15 protein-coding genes are annotated in these 21,751 nt (G+C 61.9%); 8 read left to right on the top strand and 7 right to left on the bottom strand.

The genetic code is table 11. The features are described 5' to 3' along the window. Window positions 1–40 precede the first annotated feature (40 nt). The 6 genes from ACUCCZ_RS10270 to ACUCCZ_RS10245 all read left to right on the top strand — a co-directional run bounded on the left by ACUCCZ_RS10270 (window position 41) and on the right by ACUCCZ_RS10245 (window position 6,183). Window positions 41–847, top strand: a complete 807-nt coding sequence (locus tag ACUCCZ_RS10270; protein WP_435918263.1) for a (Fe-S)-binding protein — start codon at window positions 41–43, stop codon at window positions 845–847. A gap of 3 nt (window positions 848–850) precedes the next feature. After that, window positions 851–2,386: a LutB/LldF family L-lactate oxidation iron-sulfur protein gene (locus ACUCCZ_RS10265; RefSeq protein ID WP_435918264.1), complete on the top strand. Its 1,536-nt coding sequence runs from the start codon at window positions 851–853 to the stop codon at window positions 2,384–2,386. Beyond that, window positions 2,383–3,063: a LutC/YkgG family protein gene (locus tag ACUCCZ_RS10260; protein WP_353663361.1), complete on the top strand. Its 681-nt coding sequence runs from the start codon at window positions 2,383–2,385 to the stop codon at window positions 3,061–3,063. The genes ACUCCZ_RS10265 and ACUCCZ_RS10260 overlap by 4 nt, the downstream gene beginning before the upstream one ends. A 581-nt stretch (window positions 3,064–3,644) precedes the next feature. After that, window positions 3,645–4,361: an ATP-binding cassette domain-containing protein gene (locus tag ACUCCZ_RS10255; RefSeq protein WP_353663606.1), complete on the top strand. Its 717-nt coding sequence runs from the start codon at window positions 3,645–3,647 to the stop codon at window positions 4,359–4,361. Further along, window positions 4,358–5,596: a DUF7224 domain-containing protein gene (locus tag ACUCCZ_RS10250; protein WP_435918265.1), complete on the top strand. Its 1,239-nt coding sequence runs from the start codon at window positions 4,358–4,360 to the stop codon at window positions 5,594–5,596. The genes ACUCCZ_RS10255 and ACUCCZ_RS10250 overlap by 4 nt, the downstream gene beginning before the upstream one ends. Beyond that, entirely contained in the window at window positions 5,593–6,183 is a 591-nt protein-coding gene (locus tag ACUCCZ_RS10245; protein WP_202726555.1) for a hypothetical protein, read from the top strand. The genes ACUCCZ_RS10250 and ACUCCZ_RS10245 overlap by 4 nt, the downstream gene beginning before the upstream one ends. 319 nt (window positions 6,184–6,502) lie before the next feature. Here ACUCCZ_RS10245 and cydC read toward each other — a convergent pair whose 3' ends face one another. The 6 genes from cydC to ACUCCZ_RS10215 form a co-directional block, all read right to left on the bottom strand. Beyond that, window positions 6,503–8,107 carry a thiol reductant ABC exporter subunit CydC gene (gene cydC, locus ACUCCZ_RS10240; protein ID WP_435918266.1) on the bottom strand — a complete coding sequence of 535 codons (1,605 nt, stop codon included), beginning with the start codon at window positions 8,105–8,107 and terminating at the stop codon, window positions 6,503–6,505. Continuing rightward, window positions 8,104–9,672, bottom strand: coding sequence for a thiol reductant ABC exporter subunit CydD (gene cydD, locus ACUCCZ_RS10235; protein ID WP_435918317.1), 1,569 nt, complete (start codon window positions 9,670–9,672; stop codon window positions 8,104–8,106). Before cydD ends, cydC begins: the two co-directional genes overlap by 4 nt. Window positions 9,673–9,747: 75 nt before the next feature. Next, window positions 9,748–10,821: a cytochrome d ubiquinol oxidase subunit II gene (gene cydB, locus ACUCCZ_RS10230; RefSeq protein ID WP_435918267.1), complete on the bottom strand. Its 1,074-nt coding sequence runs from the start codon at window positions 10,819–10,821 to the stop codon at window positions 9,748–9,750. A gap of 13 nt (window positions 10,822–10,834) precedes the next feature. Beyond that, window positions 10,835–12,352: a cytochrome ubiquinol oxidase subunit I gene (locus ACUCCZ_RS10225; protein ID WP_435918268.1), complete on the bottom strand. Its 1,518-nt coding sequence runs from the start codon at window positions 12,350–12,352 to the stop codon at window positions 10,835–10,837. Window positions 12,353–12,668: 316 nt separating this feature from the next. Next, on the bottom strand, window positions 12,669–14,666 hold the full coding sequence (locus ACUCCZ_RS10220) for an ABC transporter ATP-binding protein (protein WP_435918269.1): 1,998 nt from the start codon (window positions 14,664–14,666) through the stop codon (window positions 12,669–12,671). Further along, window positions 14,663–16,399 carry an ABC transporter ATP-binding protein gene (locus tag ACUCCZ_RS10215; protein ID WP_435918270.1) on the bottom strand — a complete coding sequence of 579 codons (1,737 nt, stop codon included), beginning with the start codon at window positions 16,397–16,399 and terminating at the stop codon, window positions 14,663–14,665. The genes ACUCCZ_RS10220 and ACUCCZ_RS10215 overlap by 4 nt, the downstream gene beginning before the upstream one ends. Before the next feature lie 156 nt (window positions 16,400–16,555). Here ACUCCZ_RS10215 and ACUCCZ_RS10210 point away from each other — a divergent pair, with 156 nt between their 5' ends. Beyond that, entirely contained in the window at window positions 16,556–17,848 is a 1,293-nt protein-coding gene (locus ACUCCZ_RS10210; protein WP_435918271.1) for an ABC transporter substrate-binding protein, read from the top strand. A 445-nt stretch (window positions 17,849–18,293) separates the two neighbouring features. Here ACUCCZ_RS10210 and mptB read toward each other — a convergent pair whose 3' ends face one another. Further along, the gene (gene mptB / locus ACUCCZ_RS10205) at window positions 18,294–19,685 is read right to left on the bottom strand and encodes a polyprenol phosphomannose-dependent alpha 1,6 mannosyltransferase MptB (RefSeq protein ID WP_445439696.1); all 1,392 of its coding nucleotides are present in this window, start codon (window positions 19,683–19,685) and stop codon (window positions 18,294–18,296) included. 488 nt (window positions 19,686–20,173) lie between these two features. Between mptB and lysS the strand changes: the two genes are divergently transcribed. After that, window positions 20,174–21,706 (top strand): lysine--tRNA ligase, encoded by a 1,533-nt coding sequence (gene lysS / locus ACUCCZ_RS10200; RefSeq protein WP_435918273.1) that lies wholly within the window; start codon window positions 20,174–20,176, stop codon window positions 21,704–21,706. The last annotated feature ends 45 nt before the right edge of the window (window positions 21,707–21,751 follow it).

The raw sequence follows: 21,751 nt of genomic DNA, 5'->3' as shown, positions 1-21,751 counted from the left end.
CTGCTGACGGTTGACACCGCCTGGCATCCGTTCCTCATCAATGGAGGTCACCATGACAACCACTACGAGCCCTGGTACCAGGGCCGCCTCGCCCGGCTTGCCGGGGGCGGGCATGACCGTCGGGCTGTTCATCACGTGCATCAATGACGTGATGTTCCCCCAGACCGGCGTGGCCGTCACCACTCTGCTGGAGCGTCTGGGCTGCAAGGTCGAGTTCCCGCGTGAGCAGACGTGCTGCGGCCAGATGACGACCAACACCGGATACTTCGACGAGGGTGTTCCCACCGTCCGACAGTACGTGCGGGCCTTCGGGGGCTACGACTACGTGGTTGCTCCGTCCGGATCCTGTGTCGCCGCCGTCCGTGATCAGCACCCGATGCTCGCCGAGTACGCTGGTGATTCCGGACTGCTCAAGGAGGTCGAGCACACCAGCCAGATCACCTATGACCTGCCGGAGTTCCTCGTCGACATCCTCGGCGTCACCGACGTCGGGGCGTACTTCCCACACCGAGTGACGTACCACCCGTCCTGCCACGGCAAGCGTCTGCTCAAGCTGGGGGATCGTCCCTACGAGTTGCTCAAGAACGTCCGCGGCATGACCCTGGTCGACCTACCGATGGCCGAGCAGTGCTGCGGATTCGGCGGAACGTTCTGCATCAAGAACCCCGACATGAGCGCGGCAATGGCCAACGACAAGGCCCGTCACGTTCGTGAGACGGGGGCTGAGTACGTCGTCGCCGGCGACAACTCCTGCCTCATGAATATTGGTGGTGTGCTGTCGCGTCAGAACTCGGGCGTCAAACCGATTCACATCGCTGAAATCCTCGCCAATACTGAGGAGGACTGACTCATGAGTACCGAATTGCGTCGCGTCACCTATGGAAACCACGGCGTCGCCCGGCTCACTCCGGCCCCCGACAAGCCTGGTTCGTACATGGGTATGCCGAAGTTCTCGAAGGCCGTCAAGAATGAGCTGAACCTGTCGGTGCAGCGCAAGAACATGCGTAATGCCACTACGACGATTCGCAACAAGCGTGCCATGCGTGTCTCCGAGTCCCCGGACTGGGAGGATCTGCGTAATGCCGCCGAGGCCATCAAGAATCGTGTCGGCCGGCACCTGGATCACTATCTGGTCGAGGCGGAGAAGAACCTCACTGCCAACGGCGTCCACGTTCACTGGGCCCGCGATGGTGAGGAGGCGAACCGCATCGTTGCGCAGATCGCCAAGGACAAGGGGGTTGACGAGGTCGTCAAGATCAAGTCGATCACCAGCCAGGAGACTGACCTCAACGAGTACCTCGAGGAGCAGGGCATCGCGGCTTGGGAGACCGACCTGGCCGAGCTCATCGTGCAGCTCGGACACGACCGTCCCTCCCACATCGTGGTGCCGGCCATCCACCGCAACCGTGCCGAAGTCCGCGAGATCTTCCTTCATGAGATGAAGAACTACGGTCGTCCCGCCCCCGAGGACATCTCGGAGAACCCGCCGGAGTTGGCCAATGCTGCTCGTCTGCATCTGCGCGAGAAGTTCCTGCGCGCCGAAATGGCGGTTTCGGGTGGCAACTTCGTGCTCGCCGATACCGGTTCGCTGGTGATCGTCGAATCTGAGGGCAATGGCCGGATGTGCCTGACCCTGCCCGACACCTTGGTGTCCATCGTCGGCATCGAGAAGGTGCTGCCGAGCTTTGACGATCTTGAAGTCTTTCTCAAGCTGCTGCCGCGCTCGGCCACCGGTGAGCGGATGAACCCGTACAACTCGGTGTGGAGCGGCGTGACCGAGGGTGATGGCCCGCAGGAGCAGCACGTCATCTTCCTCGACAACGGTCGTACCGACGTCCTGGCCGACACGCTTGGTCGTGAGGTGCTGCGGTGCATCCGGTGTGCCTCCTGCATCAACATCTGCCCGGTCTACGAGCGTGCCGGCGGTCACGCCTACGGCTCGGTGTACCCCGGACCGATTGGTACTGTGCTCAACCCGCAGCTGCGTGGCGTCGAGCACCCGGTTGACCGGGGCCTGCCGTACGCCTGTTCCCTGTGTGGCGCCTGCAACGAGGTCTGCCCGGTGAAGATCCCCTTCACCGACATCCTCCTTGAGCTGCGCAACAAGGCCGTCGAGTCCGAGAAGGCCGACAGGATCCCGCAGGACTACGAGGTCGCCGGTGAGATGGGTCTTATGAAGACCGCGTCGTGGGCGTTCAGTGACTACAAGCACTTCGAGGCGATCCAGGTTGGCTCGCGCGGTGTGGGACGTGTCCTGCGTGGCAAGAAGATGGGACCGGTTCCGGTGCCGGTGGCTGAGCGGTGGCTGAAGTACCGCGACGTCGACGCGCCACCGACCGACACGTTCCGCACCTGGTGGAAGAAGAACAGGGAGGAAAAGCGATGACCACCATCAGCACTGATCCGGTGGCGCGTACCGAGATCCTTGCCCGGATTCGTCGCGCCAGCTCGGACATCACCACGTCCGATCCGGTCGCCGATGTGCCGATCGACTGGGAGTACGGCACCGGTATCGAGATGGATGACGTCGTCGGTACCTTCGTCGAGAAGGTCATCGACTACAAGGCCACCGTGGTGCGAGTCAAGGGGGCTGATGTTCCCAAGGCCGTTGTTGAGGGGCTCAAGGCCACCGGGGCCGAGCACAGCGCAGTCGTGTCGGTCGGGCTGGACAAGTCTTGGGTCGAGGCGATCGAGGGTGCCGGTCTTGACGTTCGCGTTGACGATCCTCAGCTGTCCAAGCAGGAGCTCAACGGCACCGACGCCGTCGTCACTGCCTCGGCAGCCGGCATCGCCGACACTGGTTCGATCGTCCTGACTCATGTCGAGGACCAGGGGCGTCGAGCCATCACCCTCGTCCCGGACCGCCACGTGTGTGTCATCAAGGCCAGTCAGGTGGTTTCTGATGTTCCCGAGGCCATCCAGATCGTCAAGCCGGCGGTCCACGAGGGCCATCCGTTGACCTTCATCTCCGGTGGCTCGGCAACCTCCGACATCGAGTTGGCACGTGTCGATGGTGTCCATGGGCCCCGTCAGCTCTACGTCATCGTCGTGGACGATCAGTAATGGTGTAGCCGTCAATTACTTCCACTGGATTGAGCAGAGAGCCAAAACATAGCTCAGTCGATTCTTCGAATCTCATGGCGCTCCGTGACAGGAGTAGGGGACGAGTGGTAAGGTTTGGCTAGGGTTGTTTCACACCGGTGAAACCCAAGTACTCAAAGGAGATTATGATGCTTCTTTCGAAGCAAACTTCCAGAGTAGCGGCAGTTGCTGCGGGTCTCGTTGTAGCTGCATCTGTGGCAGTTCCGGCATTCGCCGAAGGCAGTATCAACAGCCACATATCGAATGGGAGAGTGGGATTTGAGACTCGAAGCTGGTGGGACGGCGATTCTGATGGAGTCTCAACTAGCGTTTCACACTATTCCAAGTGCAACGCCAAATCAGTGAGCTATGAGCTCATGCATGAGTATTCGTGGCGTCCTGATGCTAAGTTGGGTACTAAGACGCTGCCATGCTCAAAGACGGGATCGCTGTACTGGGGACGTCAAGTCAAGGGTGACTACCATGTGGTCATCCGCGGTATCGGGGGGAAAGCTTCGGTCTCGGTCAACGACTTCCGCATTAAGTACTGACAATTAGTGGCCATGATCATCGGTGACGTCTCTTTCTCCTACCGGAGAAATCATGAAGTCTTGCATGGTGTGAATACCGAGTTCACGCCGGGTAGGACGGCATTGCTTGGTCCTAATGGGGCGGGTAAGTCCACCCTGTTTGCGCTGTGTTCGGGAGTCACGGTGCCTCAGTCAGGGAAGATCACGTTGGGAACCGGTGAGGCTTCGTCTCGGACGTTGCGTCGGCGCGTGGGATTCATGGGCCAGGCCGTCCGGCCCATGCCGGGACTGACAGTGCGCGAGCAGGTGACGTACTGCGGGTGGCTCAGGGGATTGAGCGTTCGTGAGGCTTCCGTCAAGGCTGAGCGGGTGATTGAAGACGTCGATCTGATGGAGAAGGCCGACGAGCGCTCCTCCCAGATCTCGGGTGGCCAGTTGCGCCGGGTGGGCTTGGCTCAGGTCCTCGTTGGACAGCCAGAAGTATTGCTGCTCGATGAGCCGACTGCTGGGCTCGACCCGGCTCAGCGAATGCGTTTTCGTGAGGTTCTTGAGCGAATTCCAGATGACCGGGTCACCGTCGTCTCAACTCATCAGGTTGATGATCTCGCTGACGGGTACGACAGGGTGATTGTCCTGTTCTCGGGGCGCGTTGTCTTTGATGGGACTCCTCACGAGTTCCTCGATCTCGCACCGGAGGATTCGCAGCATCGTGCTGAGGCGGCTTATCTGGGACTGGTGACCGGCGAATGAGGTTTACGACACGACTGCGAACTGCGCCTGGGATCTGGCTGGCACCTCTCGTCGCGCTCGTGTTCATCATGGTCGACCAGAATGCTTCTAGCGAGCCGTACTGGCTTGCCCAGATGGTTCAGGACACGGCCAGGGTCATGGTCGCCAATGGGCTATGTGCTTTTGCGGGTGCTTTGGAGGGTAGACGACTTAAAGCTGTTGCCCTTACGGGTAACCGAGTGAGGCCGTGGTGGCGTGTGTTGGCGGGGCCCATAGTAGCTTCGGCGGCAGTAACTACCGTGCTGACGGTGATCTTCATGGTCAAGCATGGATTTGCCTCCCATCCTTTGGGGTGGGCCATCCTCGGCGTGACCCTGTTGTCGGTGTGGTCCTGGACGATTGTCGGGGTCGCGTTGGGGATCTGGCTGCCCGTTGCCGTGGCCGCGCCATTGGCTCTGGCGATACCCGTCGCGTGGATGATCTTTCCGCCTGGGATGTCGATTTACTGGCTCCGTCACCTCACTGGCACGTGGATGAGCTGCTGCACCATCACGCAGACACTGAATCCGGTCGTCGTGACAGGAACCCTGGCTGTTCAGCTTGGTCTTCTGGTCGGAGGTGTCATCGCTGCATCGGCCCGGGTGGCACGGCGTGGACGCTGGCTGGTTCTGTGCCTGGGAGTGTTGGCCCTCGTCATGGGGTTCGTCGCCGGCGCCGTCCAGGTCAGAGGTCTCAACGCCTTTCCGACCCTTGCGCGTGAAACTGCCGTGAAGTGCCACGCGGTAGACGACGTGGGCATCGACCTGTGTCTACTCCCGGAGCACGAATCTGAGCGGACGACGATCGAGGCAAGCGCCAAGCGTGTATTTCCAATCTGGAGGCGTGCCGGAATAACTCTCCCGGATGTGTATTCCGAGCAGGCCCTTCCAGGACGCACGAACGTCGTCGACCTCAGTGTTGCCTCAGGGATGACGGGAGAGTCGGAAGTCGTTACCCGCCTCGCGGCAGCTACGGGAAGCCCGTTCTGCTCGACCCCAGATGACGAGGGGACTCGGCCCATCGAGATCATCCAGTACAGCGGTCGTATTGACGCGTGGCTGCGGCAAGTGGCGCATGCGGCTGGCGTTGAGGTTACGCAGGCGGGGGTAGCGGCAGATGATTCTGCTTGGGCCACACAAATGCGGACCAAGGACGCCGCGGTTCAAGCCAGTGCAATACGGAAGATGCAGGAATACCTGCGTGGGTGTCCTCGGTGAGGTACTGGTTCCGCAATCGGATGGCGGGATTCCAGCTTGCCGTGACCGGTGTCCTCGCGACGGTGTGTACTCTCACTGACCCGGGGGAGGTGGCCGTGCCTCCCATTTTCGGCAGTATCAGTGCGGTGATGGTGTTGAACAACGTGTTCGGCCTGGTACTTGCGATTATCTACGCTGTCGGTCTTGCTCGGGCTGATCTGACTGTCGAGGACAGATCCTTGCGTGGCACGGGGATTCTTGACGCCAGCTTGGGGGTAGCGATGTCAGCGATCATGCTGCTGGGGCTCCTCGGCGGGCCAGGAAATGCCAGTGTTGTTCGCGATGTTCCGATACTCCTTGGCATCACGATGGTCGCGGCCCGCTGGATGCCGCGCAGTCTGGCCTCACTGCCTTCCATCGCGTATTTCTTCGTTGGCCTCCTAGTGGGTCGCAGCTACGACGGCGAAACCTGGTGGAACTGGTCAGTGTCTAGTCCATCGGGATGCGTGAGCCAGGGATGGATTATTTCCTCGGTTGTCCTCGGGGTGCTTGCCCTCGTGATTCCGACTCGGAGAGTTCGGCAACATTTCGGCGCGGATGCCGATTGAGCAGCCGTGGGGTCGGGTCACCCTGTGAGTTGTTTTCTTGACGGCGGATCGTGTCGCAGAAAACCGATGCTGATCTGTCGTTGCTGACTAGTCATCGGCTGCTGCGACGCTCGTGCCACTGGCATTTGGACTTGGCAACCGACGTGTGTGGTAAATCGGTAGGGAATTGGGTCTCATGCCAGTTAAGGTGGTAATGCTGGGTTTTGTGCACCGGATTTCCACGGCAGGGGTCGGGGATAACGCGGCGCCTCGGTGGGCACGGTTGGCTGGCGGGGTGGCGTGGCCTGTGACGAGGATGCGGACGGCTGGACCAGCGCCGTCACCTGATGTGCCACACTCGGTCACACCGGGCCATGACAGCGGGATCGTGGGTGATGACAAGTTTGGCGGCTTTGGGGGTGGACGCCCACAGGTCATCCATGATGACGGTGGCCGTCTCGACGTCGAGGTGCTCACTCGGTTCGTCGAGGATGAGGACATCATGGGCCGAAGGGTCTTCGGATGTGTCGTGGTTGACGAGCACCCTAGCCAAGGCGAGCCTTTGTGCCTCGCCACCGGACAAGGTTCCGCCGTCTTCGGCCACGACCCTTTCCGGCGGGATGGTCAATCCGGCTCGGCCCAAGGCCGTGACGACCTCCGACTCGGTGGCGTCCCTGCACCCGATGCGCACGTTCTCGCTGATCGAGGTCGCGAAGACATGAGCGTTCTGGGCCAGGTATCGCACCCGTCCGGTCGTCGTCACGGAACCGGCCAGCGGCGGGATGAGTCCCATGATGGTTGCGGCGAGGGTCGTCTTGCCGATACCCGACCGCCCGACGACGGCCACCGATTCCCCGGTAGCAACCGTCAGATTCACATCGGACAGCACGGGGTGGCCACCCGGCCACCCGACCGTCAATCCGTCGATGACGAGGGAGGGCTCCTCCTCAGATGCCCCGGCGGTGGGGGAGTCTCCTGTCCCGACTTGCGGGGCGTCCAACACCTCGACGACCCGCAGTAGTGCTGCCTTGGCACGGGTATGAGTCTGGGCGGCCCCCGTGAACGCTCCGAACACCTCGTGGAGGGCCAGTGGGGTCAGCACCAGCACAGCCAGGATTCGCCCACCGATACGCCCGTCGGCAACCGCATTGCCACCGATCCATAGGGCCGAGACGACTGCTAATCCGGCTGCCAGGATCTGACCTGCGGTGCCGAGACCTCGTCCCCATGCCGCTCGTTGCTCGGCGGTGCGCAACCGGGAATCGACCTCCAATACATCGGCCAGGATCGCGTCCTGAGCTCCGTAAGCCACCAGATCAGGGGCGCAATGGGCCAACTCGCGAGTGCGGTCGGCCAACTGACCACGCAGCGGCACCAAGGAGGAGTCGGCAGCCCGGGACAGGCGTTGGGTGATCGCCGGCATGACGACGGCCGCCAGTAGGGCCGACAGCAGTAGGACCGCAGCCGAAGCCAATGAGAACCGGGCCAGCAGGACCGTCGTGCCAATGATGACGAGACTTGACGCGCACGCCGGAACGATCACCCGCACGACCATGTCCAACACCGCGTCGACGTCGGCAGTAACCCGCACTAGCAGGTCACCCCGGCGACGTCCCAGCAGGGTGGTACGTGAAAGCCGGTCGTAGACCCGCATCCGCAATGCCCCCTGCATCCGCAGAGCCAGGTCGTGGCCTACCAGACGTTCGGCGTAGCGGAAGACACCGCGGGAGATGCCGAAGAATCGCACCCCGACGGCTGCGGCCTCCAGGTATAGCACTGGTGGCATCTCTGCGGCTCGAGACAGCAACCACGCTGACACACCCATGAGGGCCACCGACGCCCCGGATGCACATGCGGCGAGCAGGGTCGATAGGACGAGTAGCCAGCGACCTCGCGGGACATCCTGCAACAGAGTCTTGAGCAACTGAGTGGTTCGCGCGTTCATGCCAGCACCTCCAGGTCGACGACCACGTCAGCTGCCGCGATGATGTTGCGACGATGGGTCACGACGAGCACTGACGCTCCCGAGGCTCGCACCGCGTCAAGGACCGTGGCCTCGGTGGTGGCATCGAGACCTGCGGTTGGCTCGTCGAGGACCAGCAAACCGGCCCTGGCCTGTTCGACTCTGACCAAGGCACGTGCCAGGGCGACGCGACGTCGCTCGCCGGCCGACAAACCCTCGGCGTCGTCGTCAACCCGCTTGTCCAGCGGGATGGACACGGCACCACAACGATTCAGGGCATCGCGAAGCACAGCGTCGGGGGCCCCTGGGTATCCCAGCTGCACATTCTGCGCCACCGTCCCGGCCATCATCGCGGGAGCCTGGGGCACATAGGCCAACTGACGACGCCACGCCTGCCAGACGGACTCGTCGGCCCCGACGAGCTCGTGGTCACCGACGAGGATCGACCCGGAATCGGGGTCGATGAATCCCAACAGGCATGACAGGGCGGTCGTCTTGCCACCACCGGAGTGTCCGGCCAGGGCGACGAGGTTCCCTGGATCAATCCGCAGGGACAACCCATCCGGCGCCGGGCGATCGGCGCCCTCGTAGGTGTGAGTCAACCCACTGACGACCACCGGAACATCCCTCGGTGAGGGCATGTCGACGTCGCTGCCAAAATCCATCGGTCGTCCCGACTCGATGAGACCGAAGGACACCTCGGCAGCGGCCATGCCGTCGGCGGCGTCGTGGAAGAGGGCGCCCACCTGCCGCACTGGGAGAAAGACCTCGGGGGCGAGGATGAGGATGAAGAGGGACGTGCGCAGGTCCATGCCACCGGCGGCCACCCGGAAACCGACGGTGACGGCCACCAAGGCCACCGACAGGGTTGCCAGCAACTCGAGGACGAAGGAGGACAGGAAACTGATGCGCAGGGTGCGCATCGTCTCGCCGCGGTTGGCCGCCTCGGTGCGGCGCAGACCCTCGAGCTGGGCGTGGGCTCGTCCGAAGACCTGCAGAGTCGGCAGCCCAGCGACCAGATCAGCGAAGTGGTTGGCGAGTCGGGTGGCTACCTTGAACCGTTTCGCTACGGCCGCCTCAGTGCGCCAGCCAATGAGGGCCATGAAAACGGGGATGAGCGGGATCGTCACGACGACGATGATGAGGCTCGTGATGTCTTGGAAGCCGATGGCGGTGGCCAACACCACCGGAACGATGACGGCCAGTACAAGCTGCGGAAGGTACTTCGAGTAGTAGCCGTCGAGGGCGTCCAGACCTGTTGTCACCAGGCTGATGAGGGTTCCCGATGGCATCGTCGCGTCGGTGGGACGCGACAACCTGGCTTGCAGGATGTCGCGCCGCAATTGCGACTTGACTGACGCTGAAGCTCGATGAGCCAGGGATTCTTGCAGCCAGGCGAGGCAAGCTCGACCACAGAACACCGCCGCAAGCAGTCCGCACCAGATTGCCACGCCGTCGAGGCGATGGGTGGCGAAGACCGACGAGATGCCGCGGGACAACAACCAGGCCTGCGTGAGGATGAGCAGGGCCGTAGCCACACCGACCACGCACAGACCCGCAAGGAAGGGGAGAGTGGCCCGCGCCCGGCGAACCAGGCGCGGGTCCAGCGGAGCTGCCACGGATCAGACAGCCACCGCGGCGTCCGGGATGGCGTCTCGGGTGAGGCGCTTGCGGAACACCCAGTAGCTCCAGATCTGGTAGGCCAGCACGATCGGCACGAAGACGCAGGCGCTGATCGTCATGATCTTCAGGGTGTAGGGGGTCGATGAGGCGATCCACATGTCGAAGGGGATCCCCGACGGGCGGTACCCAAGGTTGCCGTACATGGCGATCATGCAGGCAACGATCATGAGGGCGATGCCCAGCCCGGTGCACAGGAAGGCCAGGCCCTCGCGCCCCTTCGCGACGACTGCAGAACCAGCGGCCAGCAGCGCGACGACGAGCAGGCAGAGGATCCAGGTGAGTACCTGGCGACCATCCGTGGTGACGTACATGATGTTGAACATCAGGGCCCATACCAGGGCGACGGCGGTGGCGATCCACCCCAGCTTGGCCGAGGTCTTACGAGCCCGGTCATGCATGTCACCCAGCGTCTTCAGGGCGATGAAGTTGGCGCCGTGGGCGCAGAAGAGCACCACGAACAGGATGCCGCCGATGAGGGCGAACGGGGTGAACAGGCCCCAGAACGAGGTCGTCACCAGCGGGGCGACGCCACCGTCAGGAGTCTGGTGCGGGCCGACGGCCAGGCCACGTACGAAGTTCGCGAAGCCGACGCCGAGCACCAAGGTGGGCAGGAAGGATCCGATGGTGGCCATCCAGTCGAAGGTGTTGCGCCACCTCGAGGACGGGTGCTTCGAGCGGTACTCGAAGGAAACACCACGGATGATGAGGCCGAGTAGCACCAGCAGCAGCGGCAGGTAGAGGCCGGAGAACATCGTGGCGTACCAGCCGGGGAAGGCCGCGAAGGTGGCGCCACCAGCGGTGAGCAGCCACACCTCGTTGCCGTCCCAGGTCGGGCCGATGGTGTTGACCATGAGGCGACGGTCCTTGTCATCGCGTCCCAGGAAGGGAAGCAGCATGGCGACACCGAAGTCGAAGCCTTCGAGGAAGAAGAACCCAACCCACAGGACGGTGATGAGGATGAACCAGACGATCGTCAGGGGCGAGTGAGCAGCAGTTTCAAGCACAGGAAGCATATCGGTGACCTCCTCAGTATGCGAAGGACACCGCGGTGTCCTCGTCCTCGACAGCAGGCTGACGACTTGGCAGTTCGGGCAGACCCTTCTTGAGGGTCTTCCAGAACAGGCTCACCTCGACGACAGCCAGGATGCCGTACACCACGGTGTAGGCGATGGTCGAGAAGAGCACGCTACTGGCGCTGACACCTGGTGAGACTCCCGCCGTGGTGGGTAGTACGCCGGCGACGAGCCAGGGTTGCCGTCCCATCTCGGAGAAGATCCAGCCGAAGGAGTTACCGAACAGCGGTAGCAGCGGCAGGCAGATCATGACGAAGGTCAGCCAGCCGTGGGGCTTCGGGTTGCGGTCACCGCGCATCGCGATGAGCATGATGAGGCCGACGAGGCCACCGATCATGCCAAGGGTGATCATGATGCGGAAGGTCCAGTAGGAGACCGGGACGTTCGGATCGAGCTTGATGCCATTGGCGTCGATCTTCTGGCGCAGCACGTCCTGGTAGGAGGCCTGCAGAGAGGTCTGCGAATTGTCCCTGCGGTGGTAGGTGTACTCGTGAACCTGGTAGTTCTTGAGCTCGTTGACACCCTTGATGTCCTCGCCCCACGTGCCGGTGCTGAGGAATCCGAGCATACCGGGGATCTTGATGGCCCACACCTCTTCGGAGCCGTCCCGGTTGCCGATGGTGAGGACGGAGAAGTCCGAGGTGTTTTCGAAGGCACCTTCGGCGGCGGCCATCTTCATCGGCTGAGTGTCGGTCATGACCTTGCCCTGGTAGTCGCCGCTGAGCACGATGCCGACGCAGGCGACGATGAGCACCCAGGCGCCGAACTTTGAGGCCCAACGCCAGGTACGTACGGTCTCGACTTCTTCGCTGTCAGAGATCTGGGAGGTGGCACGTCCACGGGCCACCTTGGACAGATGCCAGAAGGCGATTCCAGCGATGAGAGCTCCAGCGACCAGGTAGGAGGCTGACATCTGATGAAGGAAGGTCGACTTGAAAACCGGATTGGCGAGGACAGCACCGAAATCGGTCAACTCGGCCCGGTGGGTTGTGGGGTTGTAGCTGGCCCCGACGGGGTTCTGCATCCACGAGTTGGCCGCCAGGATGAACACCGCAGAGATCATGGTGCCGATGGCGGTCAGGTAGATGCAGGCCAGGTGGACTCCCTTGGGGAGCTTTTCCCAGCCGAAAATCCACAAGCCGATGAAGGTCGACTCCATGAAGAAGGCCACCAAGGCTTCGAGGGCCAGCGGAGCGCCGAAGATGTCACCGACGAATCGCGAGTACTCCGACCAGTTCATGCCGAACTGGAACTCCTGCACGATTCCGGTGACGACGCCAAGGGCGAAGTTGATGAGGAAGAGCTTGCCGTAGAACTTGGTGAGACGAAGGTAACGGTCGTTGCGGGTCTTAAGCCACACCGTCTGCATCACGGCCACGAGCATCGATAGCGCGATCGTGATCGGGACGAAGAAGAAGTGGTAGACCGTCGTGATCCCGAATTGCCATCGGGCGATCAGTTGGGCATCCATGGCGCGCACCCTACTAGTCGTCAGTACCGGTTTGGGCATTCTGGGTCGTGTTGCGTCAAAACGGATGAAAAATCGTGCACCAACGTCTGCCGACAGCGGCGTGGCGAGGCCGGAGGCATGTACCGTTTCCCGCCCCGCTTGCCATGTGTGAGGCCGCATGGATGACTGCGGTGATGAAGAACAGGCACAGGAAGGTGATCGTGGGGGAAGGCCATCGAGCCGCCCACCCACGGTCGGCTGGGGCCGGCCGGACGCTGTGCCCCCTGTGGACACCTGATCCACCGCAGGACCCGTTCCTGGGATCGGGGTTGGCATCTCATTCGGCAGCGGCTGCGTCGAACTGCGCCTGGTAGAGGTCGTGATAGTGGCCTTTGCGCTCCAGCAACTCAGTGTGGGTTCCCTGTTCGACGATGTCGCCGTGCTCCATGACGAGGATGAGGTCGGCGTCCCGGATCGTGGAGAGGCGGTGGGCGATGACGAAGCTGGTACGCCCGTTGCGCAGGTGCCCCATGGCTTCTTGGACGAGCATCTCGGTTCGGGTGTCCACCGAACTCGTCGCTTCGTCAAGGATGAGCAAGTCCGGGGCGGCAAGGAACGCCCTCGCAATGGTGATGAGCTGCTTTTGCCCCTCCGACACATTGGATCCGTCTTCATCAATGACGGTGTCATAGCCGTCGGGAAGGGTGTGGACGAAGTGGTCGACGTGCGCAGCTTGCGCGGCATCAAGGACCTCTCCCTCGGATGCCTCCGGGCGACCATAGGCGATGTTGTCGTGGATCGTCCCGCTGAACAGCCAGGCCTCCTGCAGCACCATGCCGATCCGGGAGCGCAGTTCGCCGCGGGGGACCGTGGAGATGTCGACGCCGTCGAGGGTGATGGCCCCGTCGTCGATCTCGTAGAACCGCATGAGCAGGTTGACCAGTGTCGTCTTGCCGGCACCGGTGGGACCGACGATCGCCACCGTCTGGCCCGGCTCGGCGACCAGCGAGAGGTCGGTGATGAGGGGTTTGTCAGGGCTGTAGGAGAAGCGCACGTGGTCGAAGACGACTCGTCCCTCGGTGGCGGGAAGGCCACCGTCGGCCTCTGTGGACAATTCGTCAGCATCGAGGACCTGGAACACCCGCTCCGCGGAGGCGACCCCGGATTGCAACAGATTTGCCATGGACGCAATTTGGGTGATCGGCTGGGTGAACATTCGGGAGTATTGGACGAAGGCCTGAACATTGCCCAGCGGCATCTGGCCCTTGGCCACGCGCAGACAGCCGATGAGCACGATGACGGCGTAGTTGGCGTTGCCGAGCAGGAACATCACCGGCTGGATGAACCCGGAGATGAAGTGGGCCTTGGCGGTGGCTTGACGCAGCTCCTCGTTGCGCTCGTGGAATTCGTGGGCGACGGCTTGGGTACGGCCAAAGGTCTTGACCAGGGCGTGGCCTGAATACGCCTCTTCCACGTGGGAGTTGAGCTCTCCGGTGGCCTTCCACATCTGGGCGAACTGTTCCTGGGCCTCCTTGCCAATGGCTCCCGCGATGACTCCGGCAATCGGGATGATGACCAGGGAGACGACTGCCAGCAACGGGGAGATCCAGAACATCATGATCAACACCCCGATGACGGTCAGCAGGGCGTTGAGGAGCTGCTGGAGGGTCTGCAGCAAGGTCTGCGAGACGTTGTCGATGTCGTTGGTCATCCGGCTCATGAGCTCGCCGTGGGGCTGACCGTCGAAGTAGGACAGCGGCAGCCTCTCCAACTTGGAACTGACCTGACGGCGCAGGTCGTGCATGGAACGCTGGATGGCGGTGTTGAGCAGGAATCCCTGCAGGAACATCAGCAGGGCGGCGCAGGCATACAGGCCGAGCGCCCAGGCCATGATGACGCCGAGTCGGTGGAAGTCGATGCCGGAACCGATGACGACGTCGGGATACTGCTGCAGCAGGGTGATGATCTTTCCACGATCCCCACCCTGGCCGGTCTTGCCGAGTGTGTCGATGAACTCACCAGCCGGCATGCCGCGCGCTTGCGGGACGTGTGCGCCCAGCTGTTTTCCGACGATCCCGCCGAAGATGACGTCGGTGGCGCGCCCCAGGATCTTGGGACCCATGACGTTGAACGTCACCGAGACCGTAGCCATGATGACGACGATCGTCAGGACGAGGCGATGAGGCTTGAGCTGGCCGAGCAGTCGCTTGAGGGACGGGCCGAAGGAGATGGGTTTCTCGGCGACCCGGCCCCCGCCTGGGCCGCGTCGTGACGAGGCTCGCGCGATCTCGGCATGGTCATTGCGGGTGGGAGCCTTCTCGACCCTGCCGCTCATGCCGCCTCCTCGATGGAGAGCTGGGAGTCGACGATCTCGACGTAGGTCGGGCAGGACTCGATGAGCTCGTCATGGGTTCCCTTGCCGACGATGCGTCCGGCATCGAGGACGAGGATCTGGTCGGCATTGCGGATTGTTGAGACCCGCTGGGCGACGATGAGCATTGCGGCATCGCCCTGATGGGCCTCCAGGGAGGCCCGTAGTCGGGTATCGGTGGCGACGTCGAGGGCGCTGAAGGAGTCGTCGAACACGTAGATCTCGGGGGCTTTGACCAGAGCTCGGGCGATGGACAGTCGCTGTCGCTGTCCGCCGGAAACGTTGGTGCCGCCCTGGGAGATGGTGGCGTCCAACTCTCCGTCCATCCGGGAGACGAAGTCGTCGGACTGGGCGATGCGCAACGCGTTCCAGAGATCCTCGTCGGTGGCGTCGGAGCGGCCGTCACGCAGGTTTGACGCCACCGTGCCGCTGAAGAGGTAGGGACGCTGCGGCACCATTGCGATGCAACCCCACAAGGTTTCAAGGTCATAACGGCGGACGTCGGTCCCGTTGATGCATACGTGGCCACTCGTCACGTCGACGAGTCTGGGGATGAGGTTGACCAGGGTCGACTTCCCCGACCCGGTCGATCCGATGATGGCCGTGGTCGTGCCCCTGTCCACGGTGAAGGAAATGTCGTGGAGAACCGGCTCGCTGGCGCCGGGGTAGCTGAATGTGACGTCCCGCAGCTCCAACAGGGTTGGATCATCAGGCAGGGTCGTCACGGGTTCGGGGTCGATGGTGAGCGACGACGAGGTGTGCAGTACTTCCTCGATGCGGGTGGCGCACACCGAGGCGCGTGGCCACATGACGACGAGCATGACCGCCATCATGACGCTGATGAGAATCTGCATGAGGTATGTGGTGAATGAGGCCAGGACGCCGACTTCGGTCTGCCCGCTGTCAATCCGTGCTGCTGCAAACCAGAACACCGCAATCTGGGACAGGTTCATGATGAGCATGACGAGCGGGAACATCGCGGCCATGGTTCGTCCGACGCTGACCTGGATGTCGCGCAGGGAGGAGTTGGTGGCCTCGAAGCGGACCGCCTCATGGCGCTCCCGGGCGAAGGCTCGCACCACGCGGATGCCGGTGATCTGCTCGCGGACGACGCGGTTGAGGTCGTCGATGCGTTTCTGCTGGCGCTTGAACAGCGGACCCATGCGGGAGACGATGAGCCCCGCGCCGATGCCCAGCAGCACGACGGCTACGGCGATGATCCACGACAGGTGGACCTCGGCCCGGATCGCCATGACGACACCGACGACCATCATGATCGGCGCCCCGATGAGGATGGCCAGGGTCATGAAGACCAGCATCTGCACCTGCTGGACGTCGTTCGTGGTGCGGGTGATGAGGGACGGCGCCCCGAACTGGTTGACCTCGCGGGCGGAAAAGTCGAGGGTGCGGGTGAAGACGGCGTCGCGGATGTCGCGTCCCATTCCCATGGCGACCTGGGCGGCCAGGAAGACTGCGATGACCTGGCAGATCGTCTGTCCCAGGGCGACGGCCAGCATGAGGAGGGAATGCGAGGTGACGTAGCCGGTGTCGACGCGGACGACGCCCTTGTTAATGATGTCAGCGTTGATCGTCGGGAGGGTCAGCGCGGCGATCTGGGCGCAGACTTGCGCCACGACGATGACGGTCACCTGCAGGCGATAGGGCCGTAGATGCCGGGCCACAAGTTGTGTCAGCACGAGTGCTCCTCGGATAGTGACATGTGCAACCGGCGTGAGAGGATCTGCCGAGCGGCACGATCGACACCCTAGAGGAGATGGGCAGTGTTGTCCCGTCGGACGAGTCGACCGGTCGGTAGGCTGTGAGCCACCGAATCTGCTGTGATGTGAGGGGTGATGATGAGACGCACGCTGGCCCTCCTGGTGGCAGGGTTGCTTCTCGTCGGCACAGTTGGGTGCGCACAGACGTTGACTCCATTGGCCAAGCCCAGTCCTGACGATTCGGTCGAGGTGTGGCACCGGATGTCCATGGCGCCTGACCTGCCGAGCCTGGAGAGCGCTGGTGACGAGTATCAGCGTCGCCATCCCGGTGTGACACTCAACCTGCATGCGATCTTCTCGACGACCGACAAGTACCTCACCGCTCTGGAGACGTCGGTCGAGGAGGACAAAGCGCCTTGTATGGCCCAGGTGCCGAGCAGGTCGGTGGCGAGACTGGCCCATGACGGGGTGCTGGAAGATGTCACTCAGTACGCCGAGCAGTATCGCGACAAGTACGAACGCGGCCCGATGTCGCGGGTCACCTACCAGGGGAGGACGTACGGGCTGCCGCTGGACACCTCGCCGCTGGTCCTCTTCTACGATTCCGACGCTTGGTCGGAGGCCCATGTGGCTCCGCCCAAGACCTGGGAGGAGCTCCACGTCGCAGCCACGACTCTGGCGTCCACGGGAAAGGCGGTGTCGGATTTGCCAGTTGAGGAGACCGAGTGGCTGGCTGCGATGTCCGACACAGCGGGATCGCCATGGTTCGTCCCGGTGAATGACACGACGTGGAGGGTTGACATCGATTCAGACGGGGCGCGCAAGCTCACCGACGAGCTGCAGCGGATGGTTGCCGCACAGCAGCTCGTCATCTCCCATGGGTGGGAGTCGGTGCACAGTGATTTCTCATCCGGGAAGATCGTGGGACACATTGGTGCTCCCGCTGATCTTCCTCATCTCAAGACCGCCGTTGGGGCTGGGCAGCATCATTGGAAGGTTGCCTCCATTCCTCCGCTCGAGGGTCATGATTCCCGGGTGTCGTCGTATCAGGGCTCGTCGTGGGTGGTGCTCAAGGGATGCAGGACTGCGCGGCAGGCACTGAGTTTCGCTGATGCCCTCGACAACCAGCCCGAATTGCTGACGGGACGCGGTCTCGTCCCGGCTGGCAAGGCCGAGGGGATGACGACGCCGGCGTCCCTCGAGACCTTGGTGGGCAACGAGGACGTCGTCGGTGACCTCGCTGATCTGGGCCGCAGGATCGACGATGACTCCTCGACCTCTCCGGTGTGGGACGAGGTCGCGGTGGCCTGGCGTCCCAATGCGAAGTTGTGGGGGACGAGGACGAAGGTCAGCGGGAAGCTTCCTGTGTTGGCTTCGACGGCAAGGAGTGCCCTGGCCGCTGGCGGGTTGAAGGTGGCTGAGGGGTAACCCTCGCGAGAGCAGCATTCCGTGACGCAGCCGCACGATGACATCCAGGAGACCGAGAGTTGGGTTGGTCAGCGGTAGGTTTTGAGGGTGGGCTTGATGTCCTCGCTGACCATGGTCTGGTCCTGATATCTGAGCCGTGGCAGATGAGTAATTTCTGACTTCAGCTCGCCCAGTTTATATGGGTGGACTCCGGGATACATATGAATCGACACAACGGATTACTCGACATCAGTAATAATAAATTCTGAGTTTCATTTTGCTCCTCCGATCACTGGTGGATGGTGAATCTGCCGTGCGCATATTATGCACGCGAAGCATGTGGATGAGGCGAGTGACAGTTGTCTGCGCGAGAACGCGGGTATTGGCCAAAGTCAACCTAACATGGCTCAGGAGAGATATTCGCATCGACATCGGGCATGAAGCCACGTGCTGACCTTCACTGCCATTACTCGGAGGAGGTCGCGGGGCGGCGCGGATGATAGCCGTAACTGTTATCGGGTGTGTTGCGCCACCAACCTGCGACAATAGTCACAAAAATACATGCGGCCGATGTGATCCATGAGTAGAAATTAAGGACGAAATAGCTGTAATGGATAGGAGAGTACAATGTGAATGGTATTACAAAAACTGATTGGAATGCAATCTTCTTCCTTGTTGGCCAGTCGATGAGGCCAAGGCCCATGATGACCGGCAACAGATACCAGGGGCGCCCAGGCGGGCCGACGAGGACCAAGGTTGTGAGAGTAATGATCACAATGACTTCTGGCCTGTCCAGGATGCGTTTGAAGACAGCTGTGATCATGATTGCTATCAGTGCCAGAACGCACAGGGGCTTTCCTGCCATATTCCATGCGGAGTCGGTGGTCGGGGCGTATGCGTGAAGTAGTGCTCCGGTCATGGCATAGAGGGACGACGAATACGGCGCGGGATCACCCGTGGGTCTGATCCAATACGCTCCTAGCGGGGAGATCGCAGACAGCCCGATGCACAAGAGGGCAGAACCGGCGCAGGCAATTCCTGAAAAAATGAGTGCACGGAATTGAGTGACCAACTCGCGCGGATCATGGTTGCGATAAATCGACGATGCGACCGGTAGGACGAGCACGATCAGTGCTGTAGGTTTGATCAGCGCGCCACACATGACAACAAAGAATCCTGCGATGGCCTTGAGTTTTGAAGCGCGGTATTGATAGATCAATTCTATTCCGACGGCCGAGATTCCTAGAGCCAATAAATCATTGTGACCATGATTGATTCCGTATACAAGTAGAAAAGGATTGGCGCAGACAAACCAGAATGCGGCTTCAGGTGACGCCTTGGTTCGCGCTGCAATGCGTGGGGTGGCCCATGCCAAGAACAGCCATCCTACAATCCCGAGTATCCGCATGTTCGTCAGAGCCAGCCATGGCTGGTTGAAGGAGAGGGCGACGGCCAGCGCCTGGGTGTACAGCGCCAAGGGAGGGTATCCGACAGTGGTTCCCTTCCATGTATTGGTCCATTCCGTGTACGGTCCTTGCATTGAGCCAGCTGGCAATGTGGTTGGATTTCCGCCATGAAGGACTACCCATCCCTGCTCGACATAGTTGTAAGTGTCATCCCATATCGGTGGAAAGACGGTGAGCAGTAGAATCCATGTGGCAACCAACCACCGGTGGCTTGACTTGCTGGTGTGTCTCAGCAGGATCCATGTGATGTACCAAATTATCGTAAAAAGGGTACATGTGTGTGCGAGTTCTATCCCTGTGTGTCCATTGAAGACACGAAAGAGTTTCCATGCCCCACCTGGTCCATCGGGTATCTTGGGGTTTCCGCTTGGTGAAAGCGCTGCGATATACATGACTGTCAATATTGATAACGCAGCGGAAATTTTCATCCTAGGGTTGTTCCTGAGAGCCGTGTTTGTTTCAGAAAACCAGTTCCTCGGATGTGTGGATGTCTGATGTGCTCGTTGCATGGGGTTTAAACCTCGGTAGGTTGGTTGAGTTGTGCAATATCAAGAGTCTGGTCTCGGGGCGACGACAAGGTCTGAATCGCGATTCTATCGCGGTGGCAACGTCAAAGGCCCGTTGCTCATGCATTCAAAATTGAGATGTCTCGATGGTATCGCCGGGATGTAGGTGACATGGCTCACGCCAGAATGCCAGGTCGTGAGGGTTCCTGTGTGGGATCGTCGTGGGCGGGGCGATACTGCGATGGTTGTCCGATTGTGTGACGCCGTCGCTGCGGTAGAGGACACAGAACATCAGGCCTTCCCGGGAGTAGGCGGGTGCTGTGGACAGCATAGACAGAATCGTCCCTACCCCTCCTTTTCGATAGGATTACCCGGTGAGTTCTGACACCGTTTCCAGCCAGTCCCCTGACGTCTCCGAGCAGATGCAGGTCCGTCTTGACAAGCGGGCCCGGATCATCGCCGACGGAGGTCAGGCCTACCCGGTCGATCTGCTGCGCGACCACACCCTGGCCCAGATCCGTCAGAAGTACACCGATGACAAGGGCGAGTTGATCCTGGCTGTGGGCGAGGAGACGGCGGATGAGGTCACCATCGGCGGGCGCGTCGTCTTCGTCCGCAACACCGGCAAGCTCTGCTTCGCCAGCCTGCAGGACGGGTTCACCGAAACCTCCAACGGCGAGCGTCTGCAGGTGATGCTCTCCAAGGCTGAGGTGGGCGACGAAGCCCTGGCGGCCTGGAAGTCCGACGTCGACCTGGGCGACCATGTCTGGGTGCGTGGACGCGTCGTCGTCTCCCGTCGTGGCGAACTGTCCATCATGGCCTCGCAGTGGCGGATGGCGTCGAAGGCCCTGCGTCCCCTGCCGACCCTCCACAAGGAACTCTCGGAGGAGACCCGGGTACGTCGTCGTTACGCGGACCTGGTCGTGCGCGACGAGTCCCGTCGGATGGTGCGCACCCGCGCCATTATTACTCGCGCGGTGCGCCACGCCCTCGACGAGCGTGGCTTCCTGGAGATCGAGACACCGATCCTGCAGCTGGTCCACGGTGGTGCGACGGCTCGTCCGTTCAACACCCACCTCAATGCCTTTGACACCGACATGAGCCTGCGCATCGCTCTTGAGCTCTACCTCAAACGCGCGATGGTGGGCGGCACCGACCGCGTCTACGAGATAGGACGCGTCTTTCGCAACGAGGGCATCGACTCCAGTCACTCGGCCGAGTTCTCCATGCTTGAGGCCTACATGAGTTGGGGCAACCAGTTCACGATTGCCGAGGTCATCAAGGACATTATCATGGAGGTGGCCGACGCCCTCGACATCCACCAGATCGAGACCCTCAAGGGGACCGTCGACCTTGACGGCGAATGGCGCTGGGTGAGCGTCTACCCGGGGCTGTCGGAGAAGCTGGGGCGCGAGGTCACCCTCGACACGCCGTTGGAGGAATTACACGCCATCGCCGTCGAGCACGAGATCGAACTCGATCCGTCATGGGAGGCCGGAAAGGTCGTCATGGAGCTCTTCGGCGAACTCGTCGAGCCAGAGCTCATCAACCCCACCTTCGTCTGCGACTACCCGGCCATCGCCCAGCCGCTGGCCCGCCCGCACCGTGACGACCCGCGCATGGTCGAGGCCTGGGACCTCATCATCGGCGGCATGGAGCGCGGCACCGGATTCTCCGAACTCGTGGACCCTGTCATTCAGCGTGAGGTGCTCACCAAGCAGTCATTGGCAGCTGCTGCTGGCGACCCGGAGGCCATGCAGCTTGACGAGGACTTCCTCGAGGCCCTGGAGTTCGGCTGCCCGCCCATGGGTGGTCTTGGGCTCGGCGTCGACCGTCTGGTGATGTTGTTCACCAATGCCGGTATCCGCGAGACGATCCTCTTCCCGCTGCTCAAGCCCGAGCACTGACGGTGTGAGGCCCGCCGGGAATGGTCCCGCGTGCCTTCGTGGCAT

The sequence above is a fragment of the Cutibacterium nasicola genome (assembly GCF_052654715.2).
Note: the sequence above shows the minus strand (reverse complement) of the source record. Positions and strands in the feature narration are given on the sequence as shown.